The 17,271-nt window shown below is 43.7% G+C and carries 17 protein-coding genes; all 17 read right to left on the bottom strand.

The features are described 5' to 3' along the window. Positions 1-117 precede the first annotated feature (117 nt). The 17 genes from NST45_RS09230 to NST45_RS09150 all read right to left on the bottom strand — a co-directional run bounded on the left by NST45_RS09230 (position 118) and on the right by NST45_RS09150 (position 17,270). Entirely contained in the window at positions 118-1,506 is a 1,389-nt protein-coding gene (locus tag NST45_RS09230; RefSeq protein ID WP_081387015.1) for a DEAD/DEAH box helicase, read from the bottom strand. 937 nt (positions 1,507-2,443) lie between these two features. Beyond that, positions 2,444-3,016, bottom strand: coding sequence for a phosphate propanoyltransferase (locus NST45_RS09225; RefSeq protein WP_036688383.1), 573 nt, complete (start codon positions 3,014-3,016; stop codon positions 2,444-2,446). Between the two features lie 138 nt (positions 3,017-3,154). Then, positions 3,155-4,120, bottom strand: coding sequence for a dipeptidase (locus tag NST45_RS09220; protein WP_076225234.1), 966 nt, complete (start codon positions 4,118-4,120; stop codon positions 3,155-3,157). A 120-nt stretch (positions 4,121-4,240) separates the two neighbouring features. Further along, entirely contained in the window at positions 4,241-4,501 is a 261-nt protein-coding gene (locus NST45_RS09215; protein WP_019910496.1) for a stage V sporulation protein S, read from the bottom strand. 199 nt (positions 4,502-4,700) lie between these two features. Continuing rightward, positions 4,701-5,495 carry a TIGR00282 family metallophosphoesterase gene (locus NST45_RS09210; RefSeq protein WP_036688388.1) on the bottom strand — a complete coding sequence of 265 codons (795 nt, stop codon included), beginning with the start codon at positions 5,493-5,495 and terminating at the stop codon, positions 4,701-4,703. A gap of 211 nt (positions 5,496-5,706) precedes the next feature. After that, on the bottom strand, positions 5,707-7,248 hold the full coding sequence (gene rny, locus NST45_RS09205; protein WP_036689085.1) for a ribonuclease Y: 1,542 nt from the start codon (positions 7,246-7,248) through the stop codon (positions 5,707-5,709). Between the two features lie 319 nt (positions 7,249-7,567). Next, positions 7,568-8,293, bottom strand: a complete 726-nt coding sequence (locus NST45_RS09200) for a RecX family transcriptional regulator (RefSeq protein ID WP_051491576.1) — start codon at positions 8,291-8,293, stop codon at positions 7,568-7,570. Positions 8,294-8,403: 110 nt separating this feature from the next. Continuing rightward, positions 8,404-9,468 carry a recombinase RecA gene (gene recA / locus NST45_RS09195; RefSeq protein ID WP_036688391.1) on the bottom strand — a complete coding sequence of 355 codons (1,065 nt, stop codon included), beginning with the start codon at positions 9,466-9,468 and terminating at the stop codon, positions 8,404-8,406. A 300-nt stretch (positions 9,469-9,768) separates the two neighbouring features. Further along, on the bottom strand, positions 9,769-11,055 hold the full coding sequence (locus tag NST45_RS09190; protein WP_036688393.1) for a competence/damage-inducible protein A: 1,287 nt from the start codon (positions 11,053-11,055) through the stop codon (positions 9,769-9,771). A 108-nt stretch (positions 11,056-11,163) separates the two neighbouring features. Next, a complete protein-coding gene (gene pgsA / locus NST45_RS09185; protein ID WP_036688397.1) occupies positions 11,164-11,751 on the bottom strand; it encodes a CDP-diacylglycerol--glycerol-3-phosphate 3-phosphatidyltransferase in 588 nt (195 codons plus the stop codon). A 155-nt stretch (positions 11,752-11,906) separates the two neighbouring features. Beyond that, complete coding sequence (locus NST45_RS09180) at positions 11,907-12,398, bottom strand: YajQ family cyclic di-GMP-binding protein (RefSeq protein WP_036688400.1); 492 nt, start codon at positions 12,396-12,398, stop codon at positions 11,907-11,909. Positions 12,399-12,608: 210 nt separating this feature from the next. Beyond that, positions 12,609-12,770: a hypothetical protein gene (locus tag NST45_RS09175; protein ID WP_169744781.1), complete on the bottom strand. Its 162-nt coding sequence runs from the start codon at positions 12,768-12,770 to the stop codon at positions 12,609-12,611. 79 nt (positions 12,771-12,849) lie between these two features. Then, complete coding sequence (locus tag NST45_RS09170) at positions 12,850-13,782, bottom strand: RodZ domain-containing protein (protein WP_036688403.1); 933 nt, start codon at positions 13,780-13,782, stop codon at positions 12,850-12,852. A gap of 93 nt (positions 13,783-13,875) precedes the next feature. Then, positions 13,876-14,643 (bottom strand): DUF3388 domain-containing protein, encoded by a 768-nt coding sequence (locus tag NST45_RS09165; protein WP_038571900.1) that lies wholly within the window; start codon positions 14,641-14,643, stop codon positions 13,876-13,878. 177 nt (positions 14,644-14,820) lie between these two features. Then, complete coding sequence (locus NST45_RS09160) at positions 14,821-15,084, bottom strand: DUF3243 domain-containing protein (RefSeq protein WP_036688409.1); 264 nt, start codon at positions 15,082-15,084, stop codon at positions 14,821-14,823. A 137-nt stretch (positions 15,085-15,221) separates the two neighbouring features. After that, a complete protein-coding gene (gene fabG / locus NST45_RS09155) occupies positions 15,222-15,989 on the bottom strand; it encodes a 3-oxoacyl-ACP reductase FabG (protein WP_036688412.1) in 768 nt (255 codons plus the stop codon). Continuing rightward, positions 15,990-17,270 carry a pitrilysin family protein gene (locus tag NST45_RS09150; protein ID WP_076100406.1) on the bottom strand — a complete coding sequence of 427 codons (1,281 nt, stop codon included), beginning with the start codon at positions 17,268-17,270 and terminating at the stop codon, positions 15,990-15,992. Position 17,271: the final 1 nt, after the last annotated feature.

Here is a 17,271-nt window from a genome sequence, read left to right as displayed (position 1 = left end):
CATAAAACATAAAAAACTGCACCTCCAAATGTTAGTTGTGCTAACAATTGGGGTGCAGTTCAATTTACTCTGACGTTTTTTTATTTTGCTATAGAAACGATACGCATTCAAACTTACTTATCTGCTGCTCGTTTTTTGTCTTCCTTTTGTGAACCACTCGGACTTTGGCTTCAATGGAGGGTTAGACTTAGGTTTTGCTTTAGCTGGTTTGGATGCCGCTGATTTTGTTGCTGCCGGTTTTGTTGCCGCAGGTTTAGCAGTTGCTGGTTTGGAATTCGACGGTCTGGAAGACGATGGTCTCGAAGCTGCTGCTTTCGAACCTGACGGTTTCGCCGAACGATCTGTCTTCATTTGCGTTTTACGAGACATCGGATAAGGATGATCCTTAACTTCCGGAATCGATTTTCCAATCAATTTTTCAATATCTTTAAGGAAAGGAAGCTCTTCAGCTTCGCAAAAAGAAATTGCCGTTCCGCTCAATCCCGCTCTGCCTGTACGACCGATCCGGTGCACATAGGTTTCCGGAATGTTCGGTAAGTTGAAGTTAATTACGTGAGACAGCTCATCAATATCAATTCCCCGGGCAGCTATATCCGTAGCTACGAGAACACGAGTCGCACCGCTTTTAAAATTCCGCAAGGCGTTCTGGCGATCATTTTGAGATTTATTGCCGTGTATGGCTTGAGCAGCAATGTTCACTTTAGCCAGATCGCGGGTAACACGGTCCGCACCACGTTTGGTACGAGTAAACACCAAAGCTGAAACGATGGATTTATCCTGTAATAGCAGGTTCAACTGGTTTTGCTTATTTCCGTTCTCTAATAAATAGATCGATTGATTGATTCTATCCGCAGTAGATGACACGGGTGTGATTTCTACCTTCACTGGATTCACAAGCAATGTTTTGATCAATTTAGAAATTTCAGTTGGCATCGTTGCCGAGAAAAACAGAGTTTGCTTCTTCGTAGGCATTTTGGCGATGATTCGTTTCACATCATGAATAAAGCCCATATCCAGCATCCGGTCAGCTTCATCCAGAACTAAAATTTGTACATATTGCAGATCTACACGTTTCTGATTGATCAGGTCGATAAGTCTACCAGGGGTAGCAATAAGAATATCGGCACCTTGATTCAGTGCGCGTTCTTGCACTTTCTGTGACACACCGCCAACAATGGCAGCAGAGCGGATATCTGTATATTGGCTATACGCTTTTATGTTATCAGCAATTTGAATCGCTAGTTCTCTTGTCGGTGTTAAAATCAACGAGCGAATGCGTCGCACATTATTGGATTTGTTTGGGTTGGATTGTTCGCTTAACAATTGAATAATAGGCACGGAAAATGCAGCTGTTTTTCCTGTTCCCGTTTGTGCGCATCCAAGTAAATCTCTACCCGCTAATACAGCTGGAATCGACTGCTCCTGTATTGGTGTAGGTGATGTATAGTTTTCTTTGCTTAAAGCCTTCAAAATTGCAGGCACAATATTCAGTTCATTAAATGTCATTGGGTCTCCTTAATTTCTAATACATATATTCTTAACAATAAATCCTTTTGTCACGTCATAAACCATAATCATAACACAATAAGTTACATAATAATAGATTTTCTTTATCATCACACCAATTTTCATTAAAAATCCATTTCAGGATACTATTCGTTCTGCTCGTACAGAAATATTTTGCTAACCGTAAAATACTCCTCCTCAATTTATCCTGGGGCGTATCATTTGTTGATCCTGTTGATCCTGTTGATCCTGTTGATCCTGTTGATCCATCGGACTCAGACGCCCTTATTTTGAAGATTCATGGTTTTTGGCGATGCTATCGGACTCAGATGCACTTATTCACACCTTCGAAGCCCAATTCAGTACAAATATAAGGCAATAAGAGCTATGCGGTCCGATACCTTGGCAAAATAGATCAAAATGCTGAAATAGCTGCGATACAGTCCGATATGTACAAGCGGTCGGGTAAACCACGCAAACTTTACAGCACGCGGATCAGACACACAATCCTTACAGCACGCAGATCAGACACACAATCCTTACAGCACGCAGATCAGACACGCAATCCTTACAGCACGCGGATCAGACACGCAATCCTTACAGCACTCGGATCAGACACGCAATCCTTACAGCACGCGGATCAGACACGCAATCTTTACAGCACGCAGATCAGACACGCAATCCTTACAGCACGCGGATCAGACACGCAATCCTTACAGCACGCGGATCAGACACACAATCCTTACAGCACTCAGATCAGACACACAATCTTTACAGCACGCGGATCAGACACGCAATCCTTACAGCACGCGGATCAGACACGCAATCCTTACAGCACGCGGATCAGACACGCAATCCTTACAGCACGCGGATCAGACACGCACAAAAAAGCGGAGGATTTCTCCCCCGCTCCTTATCTTTGCTATAACTATGATGACTATTCTACGATTTCAGCAGTATCGCCGTTGTTGGCACCTGCAGCGTTAGCTTCGTCAGTGTCAATATGCATATCCAGTTTAAAGCTGTCTGATACGCGTGCAATTACGTTCTCCAATACGAGACCACGATCGCCTCCGAGACGAACTTTAAGCAATTGCTTATCAGCAATGCCCCAAGCTTCAGCTTCAGAAGTATGGAAGTGAATGTGACGAGCGGCGATGATAACGCCTTGTTCCAATTCTACTTCGCCAGCAGGTCCTTTAAGCGTAATGCCAGGTGTTCCATCAATATTTCCAGATTCGCGAACTGGAGCTTTCACGCCAAGTGCGAAGGAGTCAGTACGGGAAATTTCTAATTGGGAAGCCGGACGAGCAGGTCCCAAAATTCTTACTTTGTCAAATTTACCTTTGCTGCCGATAACTGCTACTTGCTCATTTGCTGCAAACTGTCCTGGTTGAGAGAGGGGTTTGAACTCCGTTAGTTGATATCCTGGGCCAAACAAAGCCTCCACATGCTCTTGCGTAAGGTGAATATGTCTAGCCGACACACCTACGGGTACAGTCTTACTCATAGTAAAGTCACTCCTTGTATTTTCTCTAGTATCTGTACAAGCCATTAACCATTATACATCTTCTTAACCAAAAATAAAAAGCCCCACATCATAACGAGGGCCTTTTTTTCGACAATTCATACTTTTAGAACAGGATTGTCATGATTTAGACACCTGTGAAGGTAAGTTTGTACGCAAGTAGGAGACCGCATTCTCATATAACCAACCTTTAACGGAAGCTTCTGGATAGTAACGAAGCAGGTGCTCGGCAAGCTCAGGGTATTTTCCCGGATGTTCCATATTCTCTACCCAAGTGTCAATGCCGTCAAAGTCCGAACCAAACATCATATGTTTCTCCCCACCCAGACTACATACATGATCAATATGCTTAAACAAATCATCTATACGAGCTTTTCCATCATCACATACAAACCACGGATAAAAGGTCAGGCCCATTCTTCCGTCCATTGCAATTAATGCTTTAATCTGTTCATCATTTAAATTTCTAACATGCCCGCAGATCTTTGCGGCGTTCGAATGGGAAGCTATAAACGGACGTGTGCTTAAGTCGGCTAGCTCCCAAAAACCTGCTTGAGACAAATGTGACACATCAAGCAACATTCCACTGTCGTTGCACCATTCGATCAGCTTTCGCCCTTTTTCCGTAAATCCGCCGTTGCGCTGCTCCAATACTCCGTCCGCTGCCCAATTGGCATAATTCCAAGTGATCCCCAAAAACCGCACGCCAAGCTCAAAGCAGAGCTGTGCATAAAATAGGTTCCCTTCTAGACCGTCTACACCCTCCAGAGAGAGCATTCCCCATGGAGGTGCTCCAACTGCTCGTTTACCTACCTCCTCCTTCCAACGCAGCCACTGAAGGCTCTCTGCGCCTAATATTTTTTTCCGGAACAAATCAATTTGTCCTAAAACATTCTCAAAGCTAGGTCTACCTCTACTTGCCGAAAGGTATATCGCAAAAATCTGCAATTCTACACCGCCCGCTACCAACCGCTCTCCGGTAACATCCAACCGGGGATCATTCTTAAAATCCATATCCGGTGATGCTTGCATTTTACTCAGCACATCACAATGAAAATCCGCAACCTGTAGCTTATCGGTTCTCATCCCAAGCCCTCGCTTTCATGCAGCCCTATTCCAGATTCTATGCTTAAAAACGCCAGACTATATACCAAAAGCAAAAAACCTGTTTACATAAGTAAACAGGTTCATCGTTCTATGCTTCTATTATCTGGGTTCTACAATCAATTTAATCGCGGTTCGATCCTCTCCATCAATCACAATGTCTGTAAATGCCGGAATGCAGATCAAATCTACTCCGCTTGGTGCAACAAATCCCCGGGCAATGGCAACTGCTTTGACTGCTTGATTCAGTGCTCCAGCTCCAATAGCTTGTAATTCGGCCGATCCACGTTCACGAAGAACACCTGCTAAAGCGCCGGCGACGGAATTTGGATTGGATTTAGCTGATACTTTTAATACATCCATAGTAAGTACCTCCCCTGGGAAAATAATGGTGTTCTTCCACTACTTTAGATGTTATTCGCGAGAGAAGAAATAATTCCTTCTTTTTGCGGACTACTCTGGAGAAAATGGTACAATAGATACTCTTTTTCGATATAATAAATATCACACTTTACCCTTATTCGGCGAAATTACCCAGAAAATCACTTATCTTATCCTACTACTAGCTCATTACCCATTCATCTTCACGTAGCCGTATTTTCTCCAGACGGGTAGCCGCGCCAGTATTCTCGTCTAATTCTGCAAATAAACCGTGAAGCTGCCATTTGCCTTCATCAACAACAAATCGTGCTGGAAGCTGTGTAGTGAACTTATAAAGTACTGCATCTCTTTCCATACCCAGAATCCCTTCGCTTGAACCAACCATACCCGCATCGGTCAAGTAAGCCGTTCCACCTGGCAAAATCACATCATCATTCGTCTGCACGTGAGTGTGGGTCCCAACTACAATTGATGCGCGACCATCCATGAAATAGCCCATGGCGATTTTTTCGGAGGTAACCTCTGCATGGAAATCAACGAGAATGCATTTATGATCTCTACGTAGCTCTTCCACAATTTCTTCACCCACACGGAAAGGGCAATCAATCGCAGGCAAAAATGTACGGCCTTGCAGGTTAACTATAGCCAGCTCTTTCCCGTTACCTTTAACAACCGTATATCCTCTTCCTGGTGTTCCTGGAGGAAAATTAGCAGGACGGATAATCCGGGCCTCATCGTCGATAAACTCGAAGATATCCTTGTTGTCCCATGTGTGATTACCCATGGTGATTCCGTGAATGCCCCAGTTAAAAAATTCATTTGCGATCGCTTTAGTAATCCCTCTACCGGCAGCAGAATTTTCACCGTTAACTATGATTATATGTGGTTGATATTTGCTTTTTAATGAGGGCAACATCTCCCGAAGTGCCTTCCTACCTACACTACCTACGATATCTCCAATGAATAGTACTTTAATGTTTCTCTCCTCCTAATCTTAACCTCTTCATCTAACGGATAAGTCTTCATATTTAAAAGAAAAAAGGCCCCGCTTAGGGGCCAATTTTCATCAAATATAAGAAAGTATAAGTTATATCTTATCCTTTAACCTTATATTCCTAGCAGAAACATGTACCAGGAAACGATCATAAATATCGTTATTTCCGAAGCGTATGTTATCTACTTATTGCCTATTTAGCGTATTCAACAGCCCGTGTCTCACGAATAACGGTAACCTTGATATGTCCTGGATAATCCAGTTCACTTTCAATCATCTTCGTAATATCGCGAGCAAGACGGAATGCCTCTGCATCGTCAATCTTCTCTGGCTGTACCATCACGCGCACCTCACGGCCCGCTTGAATAGCAAATGATTTCTCAACGCCTTCGAACGACTCTGAGATTTCTTCCAGCTTCTCTAGACGTTTAATATACGTTTCCAGTGTTTCACGGCGAGCACCAGGTCTAGCAGCCGACAATGCGTCAGCGGCACCAACCAACATAGCAATAACCGAGGTAGCTTCGCAGTCTCCATGATGAGATGCGATACTGTTGATAACAACCGGATGTTCCTTATATTTCTTCGCTAGTTCAACGCCGATCTCAACGTGCGAACCTTCCACTTCATGATCCAGCGCTTTGCCGATATCATGAAGTAATCCTGCACGTTTTGCAAGCACGATGTCTTCCCCAAGCTCACCGGCCATCAGTCCTGTTAAATAAGCAACCTCCATGGAGTGCTTCAATACATTTTGACCATAGCTTGTACGGAATTTCAGACGCCCCAGAATCTTGATCAAATCTGGATGCAAACCGTGAACGCCCACTTCGAAAGTAGCTTGCTCACCATATTCCCGAATCCGTTCGTCCACTTCTTTGCGGGATTTCTCCACCATCTCTTCAATACGAGCGGGGTGAATACGTCCATCAGCCACCAATTTCTCAAGTGCCGTACGGGCCACTTCACGGCGGATTGGATCAAATCCCGACAAAATAACTGCTTCCGGCGTATCATCAATAATGAGGTCGATACCTGTAAGAGTTTCCAACGCACGAATATTACGGCCTTCACGACCGATAATCCGACCCTTCATCTCTTCATTCGGCAACGTAACAACTGAAACCGTTGTTTCCGCCACGTGATCAGCTGCACAGCGTTGGATAGCGAGTGTAATGATTTCACGGGATTTCTTATCCGCTTCTTCTTTCGCCTGCTGTTCAATTTCTTTGATCATTTGTGCCGTTTCATGGCGAACTTCTTGCTCAACATTGCTAAGAATGATACTTCTTGCATCTTCGATGCTTAAATTGGAGATACGTTCCAATTCAGTGACTTGGTTTTTGTAAATAACATCAATTTGCTGTTGGGTTTCATCAATTCGTTTCTCTTTGTTAGCTACTTGTTCTTCTTTTCTTTCAAGCGATTCCATTTTTTTATCCAGAGATTCTTCCTTTTGCAGCAAACGTCTCTCTTGCCGTTGGATTTCATTCCGACGTTCACGAGTTTCTTTCTCAGCTTCAGTACGGATTCTATGGACTTCGTCCTTAGCTTCCAATACTGTTTCTTTCTTCAGCGCCTCAGCGTCCTTCTTCGCATTCTCAACGATGACAACGGCTTCTCTTTCTGCGCTTTGGATTTTAGCTTCTGCAAGGGATTTACGAATAAAATAACCGAACCCAAAGAATATTGCAGCTACAACGAGAACGATAATGACCCAGATCCATGATTCCAGCATCTGTTCACCTCCTCGTTGGTTCCTCTCCAAGGTATATCCCTGGGAATTGTGCAGTTGTTTAACTATCCGTTCATCACCATACAAAAAACCGGTAAACAACCGATTGCCATACTGCACATGCTGCACATGCACACTGCCCGCCTTATCCGGCGATTACATTTCATATGAGTTGTACGTGAACCGTTTAAAACAGTCTCCTTTTTGGGAAGGAAAAAGGATTCTAATTTTATGCCGATTCATGTTATATTTTATTATTTATAAAAAGACATTGTCAAGAGAGTCGATATACGCATTAATGTCAAGAGAATCAGTGATTCTAGTAAAACTCCTCATCTTCACCTTCATAATTGTCTTCCGCAAGTAAAGTATTGATCACTTGGCGAACCATATCGCCCGAGAATCCACGGCGCATAAGGAAGGCTCCAGTCTTTCTTCGCTTATCTGAAGCGTCTCCACGGATGAGATTCCATTTCTTGCGCCCTGTTTCGAGTGCACTCTCCAGCTCTTGTTCAGGAGTAATATTCTCCAAAGCTTCCGATATAAGGGTTTTGTCAATCCCCTTCTCACGTAGCTCTTGTCGAATCCACATCTTCCCTTTCCGCTGGTTCGCTATTCGTTGCTCCGCCCATTGCTTAGCATATAAAGGGTCATCAAGAAATCTTTCCTGCTGTAGCCGCTGCACCACTTCCGCAATAATAGTCTCTCCTATTTCCTTCTGGCGTAAACGGCGAGTCATTTCCATAGCGGTGCGTGGTTTACGTTCAAGATAACGGAGGCCTTCCACATAAGCTCGTTGACGCTCATCAGCTACAACAATTTCTTCCAAATCAGCCTTCATAAAAGAATTACCAGTAATCATTCGATATTTAATCATGACGTCCTCGTGCACAGTCATGTTATATGCTCCGAAATGTATGATATAACGGTGGTCAGATTTCTTTTGACGTTCTACTTTAGTGATCTCTAAGAGTTCTCCTTCAGGAAAATCAGATAACACCTGCTCATCTTGTTCTTCTGCTTCAAAATCCAGTTGTATTACCATAGTTGTTTGTCACCTCATAGCAATAGATCAGTTATCGTCTTACTTTCAATACTTGTTAAGAAAAGACACCCTGCAACAATCAATCACAGGGCGTCCTATTGTTTAATATACTATTCGATTTCGAGGAGCAATTTTTCTTCTTCCTCTTGCTCTGCAACAATCTCATCATTATTCGGCGCAGCAACAATAGTGGATAAATTACTTGCTTCACGGATCTTATTCTCAATAATAAGGGCAATATCCTGATGTTCCTTCAAAAACTGCTTAGCATTCTCACGACCTTGGCCGAGACGCTCGCCTTCGTAGGAATACCATGCACCACTCTTATTCACGATATCCATTTCAGTACCGATATCTACAAGACTTCCCTCTTTGGAAATCCCTTCACCATACATGATATCAACATCAGCCTGTTTAAATGGAGGGGCTACTTTATTCTTCACAATCTTGATCTTAGTACGGTTACCAACCACATCGTTCCCCATCTTGATGCTCTCTACGCGACGTACATCTAAACGTACAGAGGAGTAGAATTTCAATGCACGACCACCCGGAGTTGTCTCAGGGTTACCGAACATAACACCGATCTTCTCACGAAGCTGGTTGATAAAGATAGCAATCGTATTCGATTTGCTAATGGCACCAGAAAGCTTACGAAGTGCTTGAGACATCAAGCGAGCTTGCAGTCCGACGTGGGAATCACCCATATCGCCTTCAATTTCAGCCTTAGGTACCAAAGCAGCAACGGAGTCAACGACAATAATGTCAACGGCTCCACTACGAACAAGTGCTTCGGCGATTTCCAGCGCTTGTTCACCCGTATCTGGCTGAGAAAGCAGCAATTCATCGATATTTACGCCCAAGTTACGTGCATATTTCGGATCAAGCGCATGCTCGGCATCGATAAAAGCAGCTTGTCCGCCTTGTCTTTGCACTTCTGCAATAGCATGAAGAGCAACTGTTGTTTTACCTGAAGATTCCGGTCCATATACTTCAATAATACGTCCCTTTGGAAGTCCGCCTATACCTAACGCAATATCAAGTGCCAAAGATCCGCTAGGTACAACTTCCACTTGCATATGCGTGGATTCTCCCAGTTTCATTACCGAACCTTTACCAAATTGTTTTTCTATTTGACGAAGCGCCATATCAAGCGCTGCACGACGATCTGACAATCAGACCACTTCCTTCACTGTTTATAGTAATATAATAACGTGTTTTTAAGGTCTTGCCAAGCTTTTTTTCGAACATACATTCGTTTTTTTTGTCTTGGGCGTTATTTATCCCTTTTATTGTAAGCCTCCCTCCGGAGATAGAAGTTAATTAAATTCTCCACTTCACCGGACATCAACGACTTATGATCATGAGAAAGCATCGTGATCAAAATCTCTGCAAATATACAAAAAACCGCAGCAAAGAAATCTCAGTGCCACGGTTCTTCCGTATGTGTTTATTATAACTGGGCTAATCTCCCATTACAAGTCTGAACCCTCAAGAGGTGTCTCCACCTTGCGTTCCTCAAGTCTCCGCCAGAGACGATACAGCAAAGCCTTAACTGTTCGTAAGCGGATATTTTCCCGCGTACCTTTAAGATTAAGCTCATAAACCTCTGTCTTACGTCCCCGTTCAGCCAAGCCGATAAATACAAGTCCAACAGGCTTTCGTTCAGAATAACCCGGTCCAGCTACACCTGTAACAGATAAGCCGAAATCGCTGTCTGCAATCATTCTCACTTGGTCAGCCAACACCTCGGCAACTTCTCGGCTTACGGCTCCAGGGGCATTGGGTCCCTCCAAATAAGCACTTGGCACATTCAGCAGCTTTTTCTTTAAGTCATTTGAATAGCAGACGATTCCGCCGGCAAACATCGAAGCACTGCCTGGAATATTTGTTATACTCTCCATCAGCAAACCTCCGGTGCAGCTCTCTGCCGCACTTAAGGTCAGGCCGGCATCCGCCATCCAATCCACTATCAATTGCTCTAGCGGCACATCAATGTTCGCATACAAATGTTCCGGCAAAATCTCCTTGATTTGTTGTTCCAGTATCTCCAGCTTTTTTGTAGCTTCATGCTCAGAAGGGGCCTTTGTCGAAATACGAACAGTTACCTCTCCCTCTTTGGCATACGGAGCAATCGTTGGATCAGTCTGACTGCGAATCAGCTCAATGAGCTTGTCCTCCAGCAGTGATTCTCCGATGCCGGCAAATTTGAGCATTTTTGAATAAAGCGGTGTTTCGTTCGTCAAGGCGTGCTGCTGTAGCCACGGTACTGCTTTATCTACGAACATCGGTTTCATCTCACGAGGTGGACCTGGAAGCACAATATAATATTTCTTCTCATGCTCAAAAGCAATCCCAACCGCAAGACCGATTTCATTCGGCAACGGTGTAGTTCCTTCAATTATAAGTGCCTGTTTGCGGTTATTTTCGGTCATAACGATCTTACGATCATCAAAGAAACGTTGTACATGATCCATCGCCAAACGATCAATGTGGAGCGTTCTACCTAGCGATGCAGCCAGTGCGTCTTTAGTCAGATCATCCTCAGTGGGGCCAATTCCGCCTGTAAAGATAATAACGTCGGCCCGACTCTGAGCGATCTCGATGGCTTGCTGCAGGCGGCTGCTGTTATCACCGACAACAGTTTGAAAGTATACATCGATCCCGATGGCAGCTAGCTCTATAGACAAAAACTGGGCATTACTATTCACGATTTGACCGAGCAAAAGCTCTGTCCCTACTGCAATAATCTCCGCTTTCATACCTGGCTTTCGCCTCCTAGTTATAATGTAGGTACACTGCTTTTAGATTTCAAAAAAGGTAATAGGTGCTTCACCTATTACCTTTCCTTGTATGTCCAGCTTACATTCTTACGCATTATGCAGCTGTAGCAGATCCTTATTCTTCACAAAATAATCAATTCCAGAATAAATAGTGATCAGCGCTGCGGCCCAAATAGCAATATCGTCTACAGGAATACTGACAAATTGAAATGGGAAATTATTCAACAACAGCAGTGAGATCGCAACAATTTGTACAACCGTCTTTATCTTGCCCCATTTGCTGGCGGCAACCACTTTTCCCTCTAGCAATGCAATCTGGCGAAGTCCGGTGACTGCAAACTCACGACTGATGATTACAATAGCAATCCATGAATCGCATCTGCCCAGCTCCACAAGTGAAATCAGAACTGCAGATACCAGCAGTTTGTCCGCAAGTGGATCAAGGAGTTTACCGAGATTGGTGACCATATTATATTTCCTAGCAATGTAGCCGTCTATTCCATCCGTGCTGGCCGCAAGCAAAAAGATTACAGCTGCTACCAAATGATTAACAGATAGCTGAAACGAGCCCCAATGTATCGGTTCTGGATAAAAACTGAAATCCACCAGTAAAAAAAACATCATAATCGGGATCAGGCAAATACGAGCTAGCGTGATGCGGTTGGGCAAATTCACTGAAGTTTTCCTCCCCTAAATCGTTCATACAAATTGCCTAAATCAGGCTAATCCATTTCTACTTAAGCAAGTATATTATAGCAATAAATAGGTGTCAAAAAAACAGAAAGCACCCCGCGTTGTTAGTGCTAATAAGCACTGCGGGGCACAAAATTCTATTTCATGTTCATGAATTGTAGATCCAGCGGCAAATCAGCTTTACGCAAAATCTGAATAATCTGCTGCAAATCATCGCGGCTCTTGCCGGTTACACGAATTTGATCCCCTTGGATCTGGCTCTTCACCTTTAATTTTGAATCACGGATCAGAATATTAATCTTTTTCGCATTCTCCTGATCAATGCCTTGCTTAAGCCCTAAACGTTGACGTACAGATCCCAGGGAAGCCGGTTCTACTTTACCAAAGTCCAGATTCTTTAGGGTGATGCCTCTTTTCACCATCTTTGATTGTAAAATATCAATAACAGCGTTTAGCTTATATTCGTCTTCAGAGGCGATTATAAGTGCGTCTTTCTCCATCTTCAGACTGCTTTTGCTGTTCTTAAAATCAAAGCGGTTGTCGATCTCTTTCTCTGTTTGGTGAATAGCATTCGTTAACTCCTGCATATCCATTTTGGATACAATATCAAATGAACATTCTGAACTCATTAAACTCCACGTCCTTTATACAATTAGTCTGCTACTATTATAAGAGAATGGTACTATTAAGTCTAATTTTGGATAAATCATTATGTAGCTCACCCGACATAGAAAACAGCCCCACTAAGTGGAGCTTTTCCTTCGAGTGAGTTTGATTCAAAGGGTAGAAACACGTCTCCACCGGAAGTACGCCGTTGGAGACGTTCATTTCTACAGCTTCTATCTGCTTCGGACCGGATTACGAAACATATCCAGAATTCCTAGCACAATATGTGCAATACCGAATCCGAGAATTCCGTATCCCCAAGCACCTGGTGTCAAATAGTATCCGATGAGACTGACAACAACCCCAAGGCCAGCTACAATCCAGCTAACTGTCATAAGATGTACACCTCACTTTGGCTAAAACTGAAAACAGTCTTATGTTCTCCCTAAAGCCAAAGTCTATACATCCTATTTGTTATTCGCCTGTCCCTTCACTTTGGGTACCTTCACTTCCAGAACCGTCGTCAAGATTAAGCAGGAGACGTGAAGAAGTCTTCTCATCCGTGATTACTTGACCATTTACGGTAATCTCAGTTGCTGGGGAATACCCAGACTTAATATACATGCCCTCACTACCAAGAACGAAGCTCATAGTTTCTCCTGCAGCTGTATTTCCGAAGGAGAGTTTTTCACCTTTAGAGTTCTCGCCTTTGTAAACTTCAAGCCAGCTTACTCCGGATGCAACAATCTCAACCTTAACTTCGCTTCCGGCAGGAGCTGTGACCTTAAATTTCGTTGTTTTGCCTGACTTCCCATCTGGTGTAACCGTGATAGATTGAGGAGTCGGCGTTGGCGTCGGTGTTGGCGTAGGCTCCGTAGTTGGCTCTGTAGTTGCTTCAGCACCTGCCGAGGAAGTAGGCGCTACAACACCGCCTCCTGATGCGGGTGGAGAAGTTTGTGCTGTATTAGGATCCTGCACATTATTGGTGATATTTGTTTGATCAACTTGATCAGGGTCTGCTTTGTTTAAACTAGAAGCATAAATGTAAATCACTACAATAATCAATATAGGGAATGTCCACATTAGCACCGTTGGCAGCCATTTTGCATTCCGTTCGGTTTCGGGTCTACGGCTGCGCTTTTGAATCACCGTCTCCATGGTCGTGTCTGCGGGTGGTGCAGGTACGTTCCCATGCTCCTCGAGCAGTTCGTCAGGACTCATGCCTACTGCTTCTGCATACGTTTTGATAAACGCCCTCACATAAAAACTTCCTGGAAGCACCTTGTAGTCTCCAGACTCGATGGCTTCCAAATACTTTTTGCGAATTTTTGTTACTTCCTGGACATCGTCAAGACTCATCCCTTTTTGCAGACGTGCCTCTTTCAATTGCCGGCCCAGTTCCGACATACCATCACCTCCTGTAAGTTCTATGAATGTAAACTTCCTTAACCAGCTTTATAAATAAACATGCTCGGAAGTGTATTCTTCATTGTTTGTGTTCTATAAATCATCACTGTAGCTCGTCGTAAACGACTCGTACAAGATTTCTTCAGTTGGATTATTCCGCAGCTCAATAATAATATCAAAGTCATCATAACTGTACTCAGATTCGCGTACGAAAATATCTGGATGCTCTATAACCTTTGTGCTTGGCATGCTCATAACATTTTGTAATAAATTATAATGTTTCTCATTAGAGCGGATCGTACTAACTATACCATCAATAATAAATACATTATGTGGGTTCATCTCATCTTCAGCCAATTGACTCCGCACCGTCTGCCGCAACAGTGTGGACGAGACAAATGTCCAGCGTTTCATAGCACAGACACTGCCAGCTATAATGGATTCCGTCTTTCCTACACGGGGCATACCACGCAGTCCTACAACCTGATTCCCATCTTTTTTAAACAGCTCACCGAGAAAATCAACCAATAGACCTAACTCATCGCGGGTGAAACGAAACGTCTTCCGATCATCTGAATCCCGTTCAATATATCGCCCATGGCGCACAGCCAGCTTGTCCACGAGCCTAGGAGACCGCAGAGCTGAAACTGTAATATTATCAACTTTTTTGAGCATTTCGCCCATCAGCATAATTTTCTCATCATCATTGGTCTCCAGCAACATTCCGCGAGTTTTTCCTTCAACTCCATTAATCGTCAGAATGTTAACTTCCAGCATCCCTAACATTGAAGCGATATCACCAAGCAGACCGGGTCTGTTCTTGTGAATCTTGTATTCCATATACCACTGTTTATATTCCACTTGTACACCTCATAGATTCCTTTTCCCTACCCTTTGCCAATACAGCAAAAAAAGCTGCCCCGGCAAAGCGGTCTTTTACACGGGTCATGTTAATGATATATAAAATAAAAATGAAAGGCAAGGTCAGTCCTGTAATAATTGCAGAAAAGCTCCCACAGGGGGAGCTTTTCCGCAAGCTTAGGCGTTGTCTTTCGCCAACTTGACCATGAGTTTAGCAATCGTTTGCTTTTCTTCATCGTTGCCGACATCCCATAGCTCTTTGATCGCACGGTTTTGAGTGTTTGCTGGATCCACTTTTTCATCAAGGAATTCCCCGATTTCAAAAGCCAGCTTTGAGATTGTGTCTTGACTCATCCCAAGTTTCTCTGCCTGTACAACCCGTTTACCTAAGAATTTCTTCCAGGTGTCAAAATTTTTGATTACGCTATCGTCTTGTGTCATCTTAAATCCTCCTTCATGTTTACGGTCGAACACCTGCATACAGGCTGTAAGCCGCCTTACGAGAGATTAAAAAACAACACTTATAATATGTCTCAGACGATAGCTTCTTATGCTGGAGCTTTTCTCCAAGTTAAGCATTACGTAATCCAGCCACCGTTAGGGCTAATGATCTGCCCAGTAATATACCCGGATTCTGGCAGTGCCAAAAAGTAAATCAATGAGGAGATTTCGTTCGGAGTAGCCAAACGTCCCGCCGGAATCTCATCCTCCAGCATCCGGACCTCATCCTCCTGTAGGTTAGACAACATATTCGTATTAACCGCTCCTGGAGCTACCGCGTTCACAGTTACGCCAGAAGGTGCTAATTCTTTGGCTAACGCCTTAGTAAAAGCATTTACTCCGCCTTTACTAGCTGAATAAGCGACCTCACAAGAGGCTCCCGATATTCCCCACACGGAAGAAACGTTGATGATTCGACCATAACGCTGGGATACCATGTACGGCATAAAAATCTGGCTGCACATAAAGGTACCTTTCAAGTTAATGGCCATAATATCGTCCCATTCCTCTTCGCTCACATCAGCGAGCATCCCGTAATGAGATTTACCGGCATTGTTAACAAGGATATCCGGCTGCATTCCATTGCTTTCAAGCTTCTCCGCCATTCGTACAATCTGACTGCGATCCTTCATATCCGCATTTACAGTCATTACCTTTGCTCCAAGGGCCATACAACGCCGAGCGACATCATTAGCAGCTTCATGTGAGTGCTTGTAGTGTATAACAATATTCATGCCCACAGAGGCAAACCGTTCTGCAATGGCGCCACCGATTCCCCCGCTGCCCCCTGTCACCAGAACTGTCATTTCTCCTAATGGTTTGTTGCTCTCTCCCAAAAGCGCCATTTAAGGACTCACCACTAGTGAAACAGCGAGCTGCTCCCAATTTACATGGGCATGTAAACGCTCATTCACTTCAGCTAAAGTAATCGATTCGTAAATAGGCAGAACTTCAAACAGGTCACCACCGCGGAATTGGTAACGTGTAAATTCATGTGCGATACTTTCAGGGGAGTTCAGCATGCGCAAATATCCGCCTATTTTCTTTTTCCGTGCCCGCTCGAAATCCTTCTCAGCAAAGCCAGACTTTAAGATCTGATCCACTTCTTCTTTTATTCGTTTTAGAAGCAAATCAGGGTCCTTGGTATCTCCACCCATAGCTGAAAAAGTATATTGTTCTGAACTATTAAATTCATGGCCAAAGCTGTCTGAGATCAGTTCTTCATCATAGAGCTTTTGGTACAACGCTGTGCTGCTGCCAACCAGCAAATCAAGCATAAGCTTAGTGGCCAAATCACGCTTAAGCGCAGCTTCACCTGTAAGACCATCAACTTTTTCCTTAAATCCAAACATAATCTTAGGCATCGAAACAGCCAGTTTGCTTTCTAAGCGCTTCGTAGCGACTTGTTCCGGCTCCTCTTCAAAAATACGCTTAATCTCACCTTGTTTACCATAAGATTTCCCCTGCTGATTGCTGCGAATCAAGGAGAATACCTTCTCCGGATCCACACCACCCACTACGAACAACAGCATATTGCTGGGATGATAAAAAGAATTGTAACAAGTGTACAGTGTTTCTTTCGTAATCGTACTAATCGACTCTATAGTTCCGGCAATATCAATCCGAACCGGATGTTTCGAATACATCGCCTCAATAAGGCCAAAGTACACACGCCAGTCTGGATTATCTGCATACATATTGATTTCTTGACCAATGATCCCTTTTTCCTTTTCTACATTCTCATCCGTAAAATAAGGTCGTTGCACAAAATCAACGAGTGTACTAAGGTTGGTCTCTATGTTTTCTGTTGCCGAGAAAAGATAAACCGTCTGATCGAAACTTGTAAAAGCGTTAGCTGAAGCTCCATTTGAGGCAAAAGTGGCAAAAATATCGCCTTCTGGCTCTTCAAACATTTTGTGCTCCAAAAAGTGAGCTATACCATCAGGAACAGTGGTCTCTTCTCCACCTGCGACATGAAAATGGTTATCTACAGAACCGTATTTAGTTGCAAATGTGGCGTAAGTTTTTTTGAATGTTGGTTTTGGCAATACATAAACCTGAAGCCCATTATCCATCACCTCATGATAAAGGGTCTCTTGAAGTCTGTCGTATTGAATCTGTTCCATC

The sequence above is a fragment of the Paenibacillus sp. FSL R7-0163 genome (assembly GCF_037969975.1).
Classification (GTDB): domain Bacteria; phylum Bacillota; class Bacilli; order Paenibacillales; family Paenibacillaceae; genus Paenibacillus_AQ; species Paenibacillus_AQ odorifer.
Note: the sequence above shows the minus strand (reverse complement) of the source record. Positions and strands in the feature narration are given on the sequence as shown.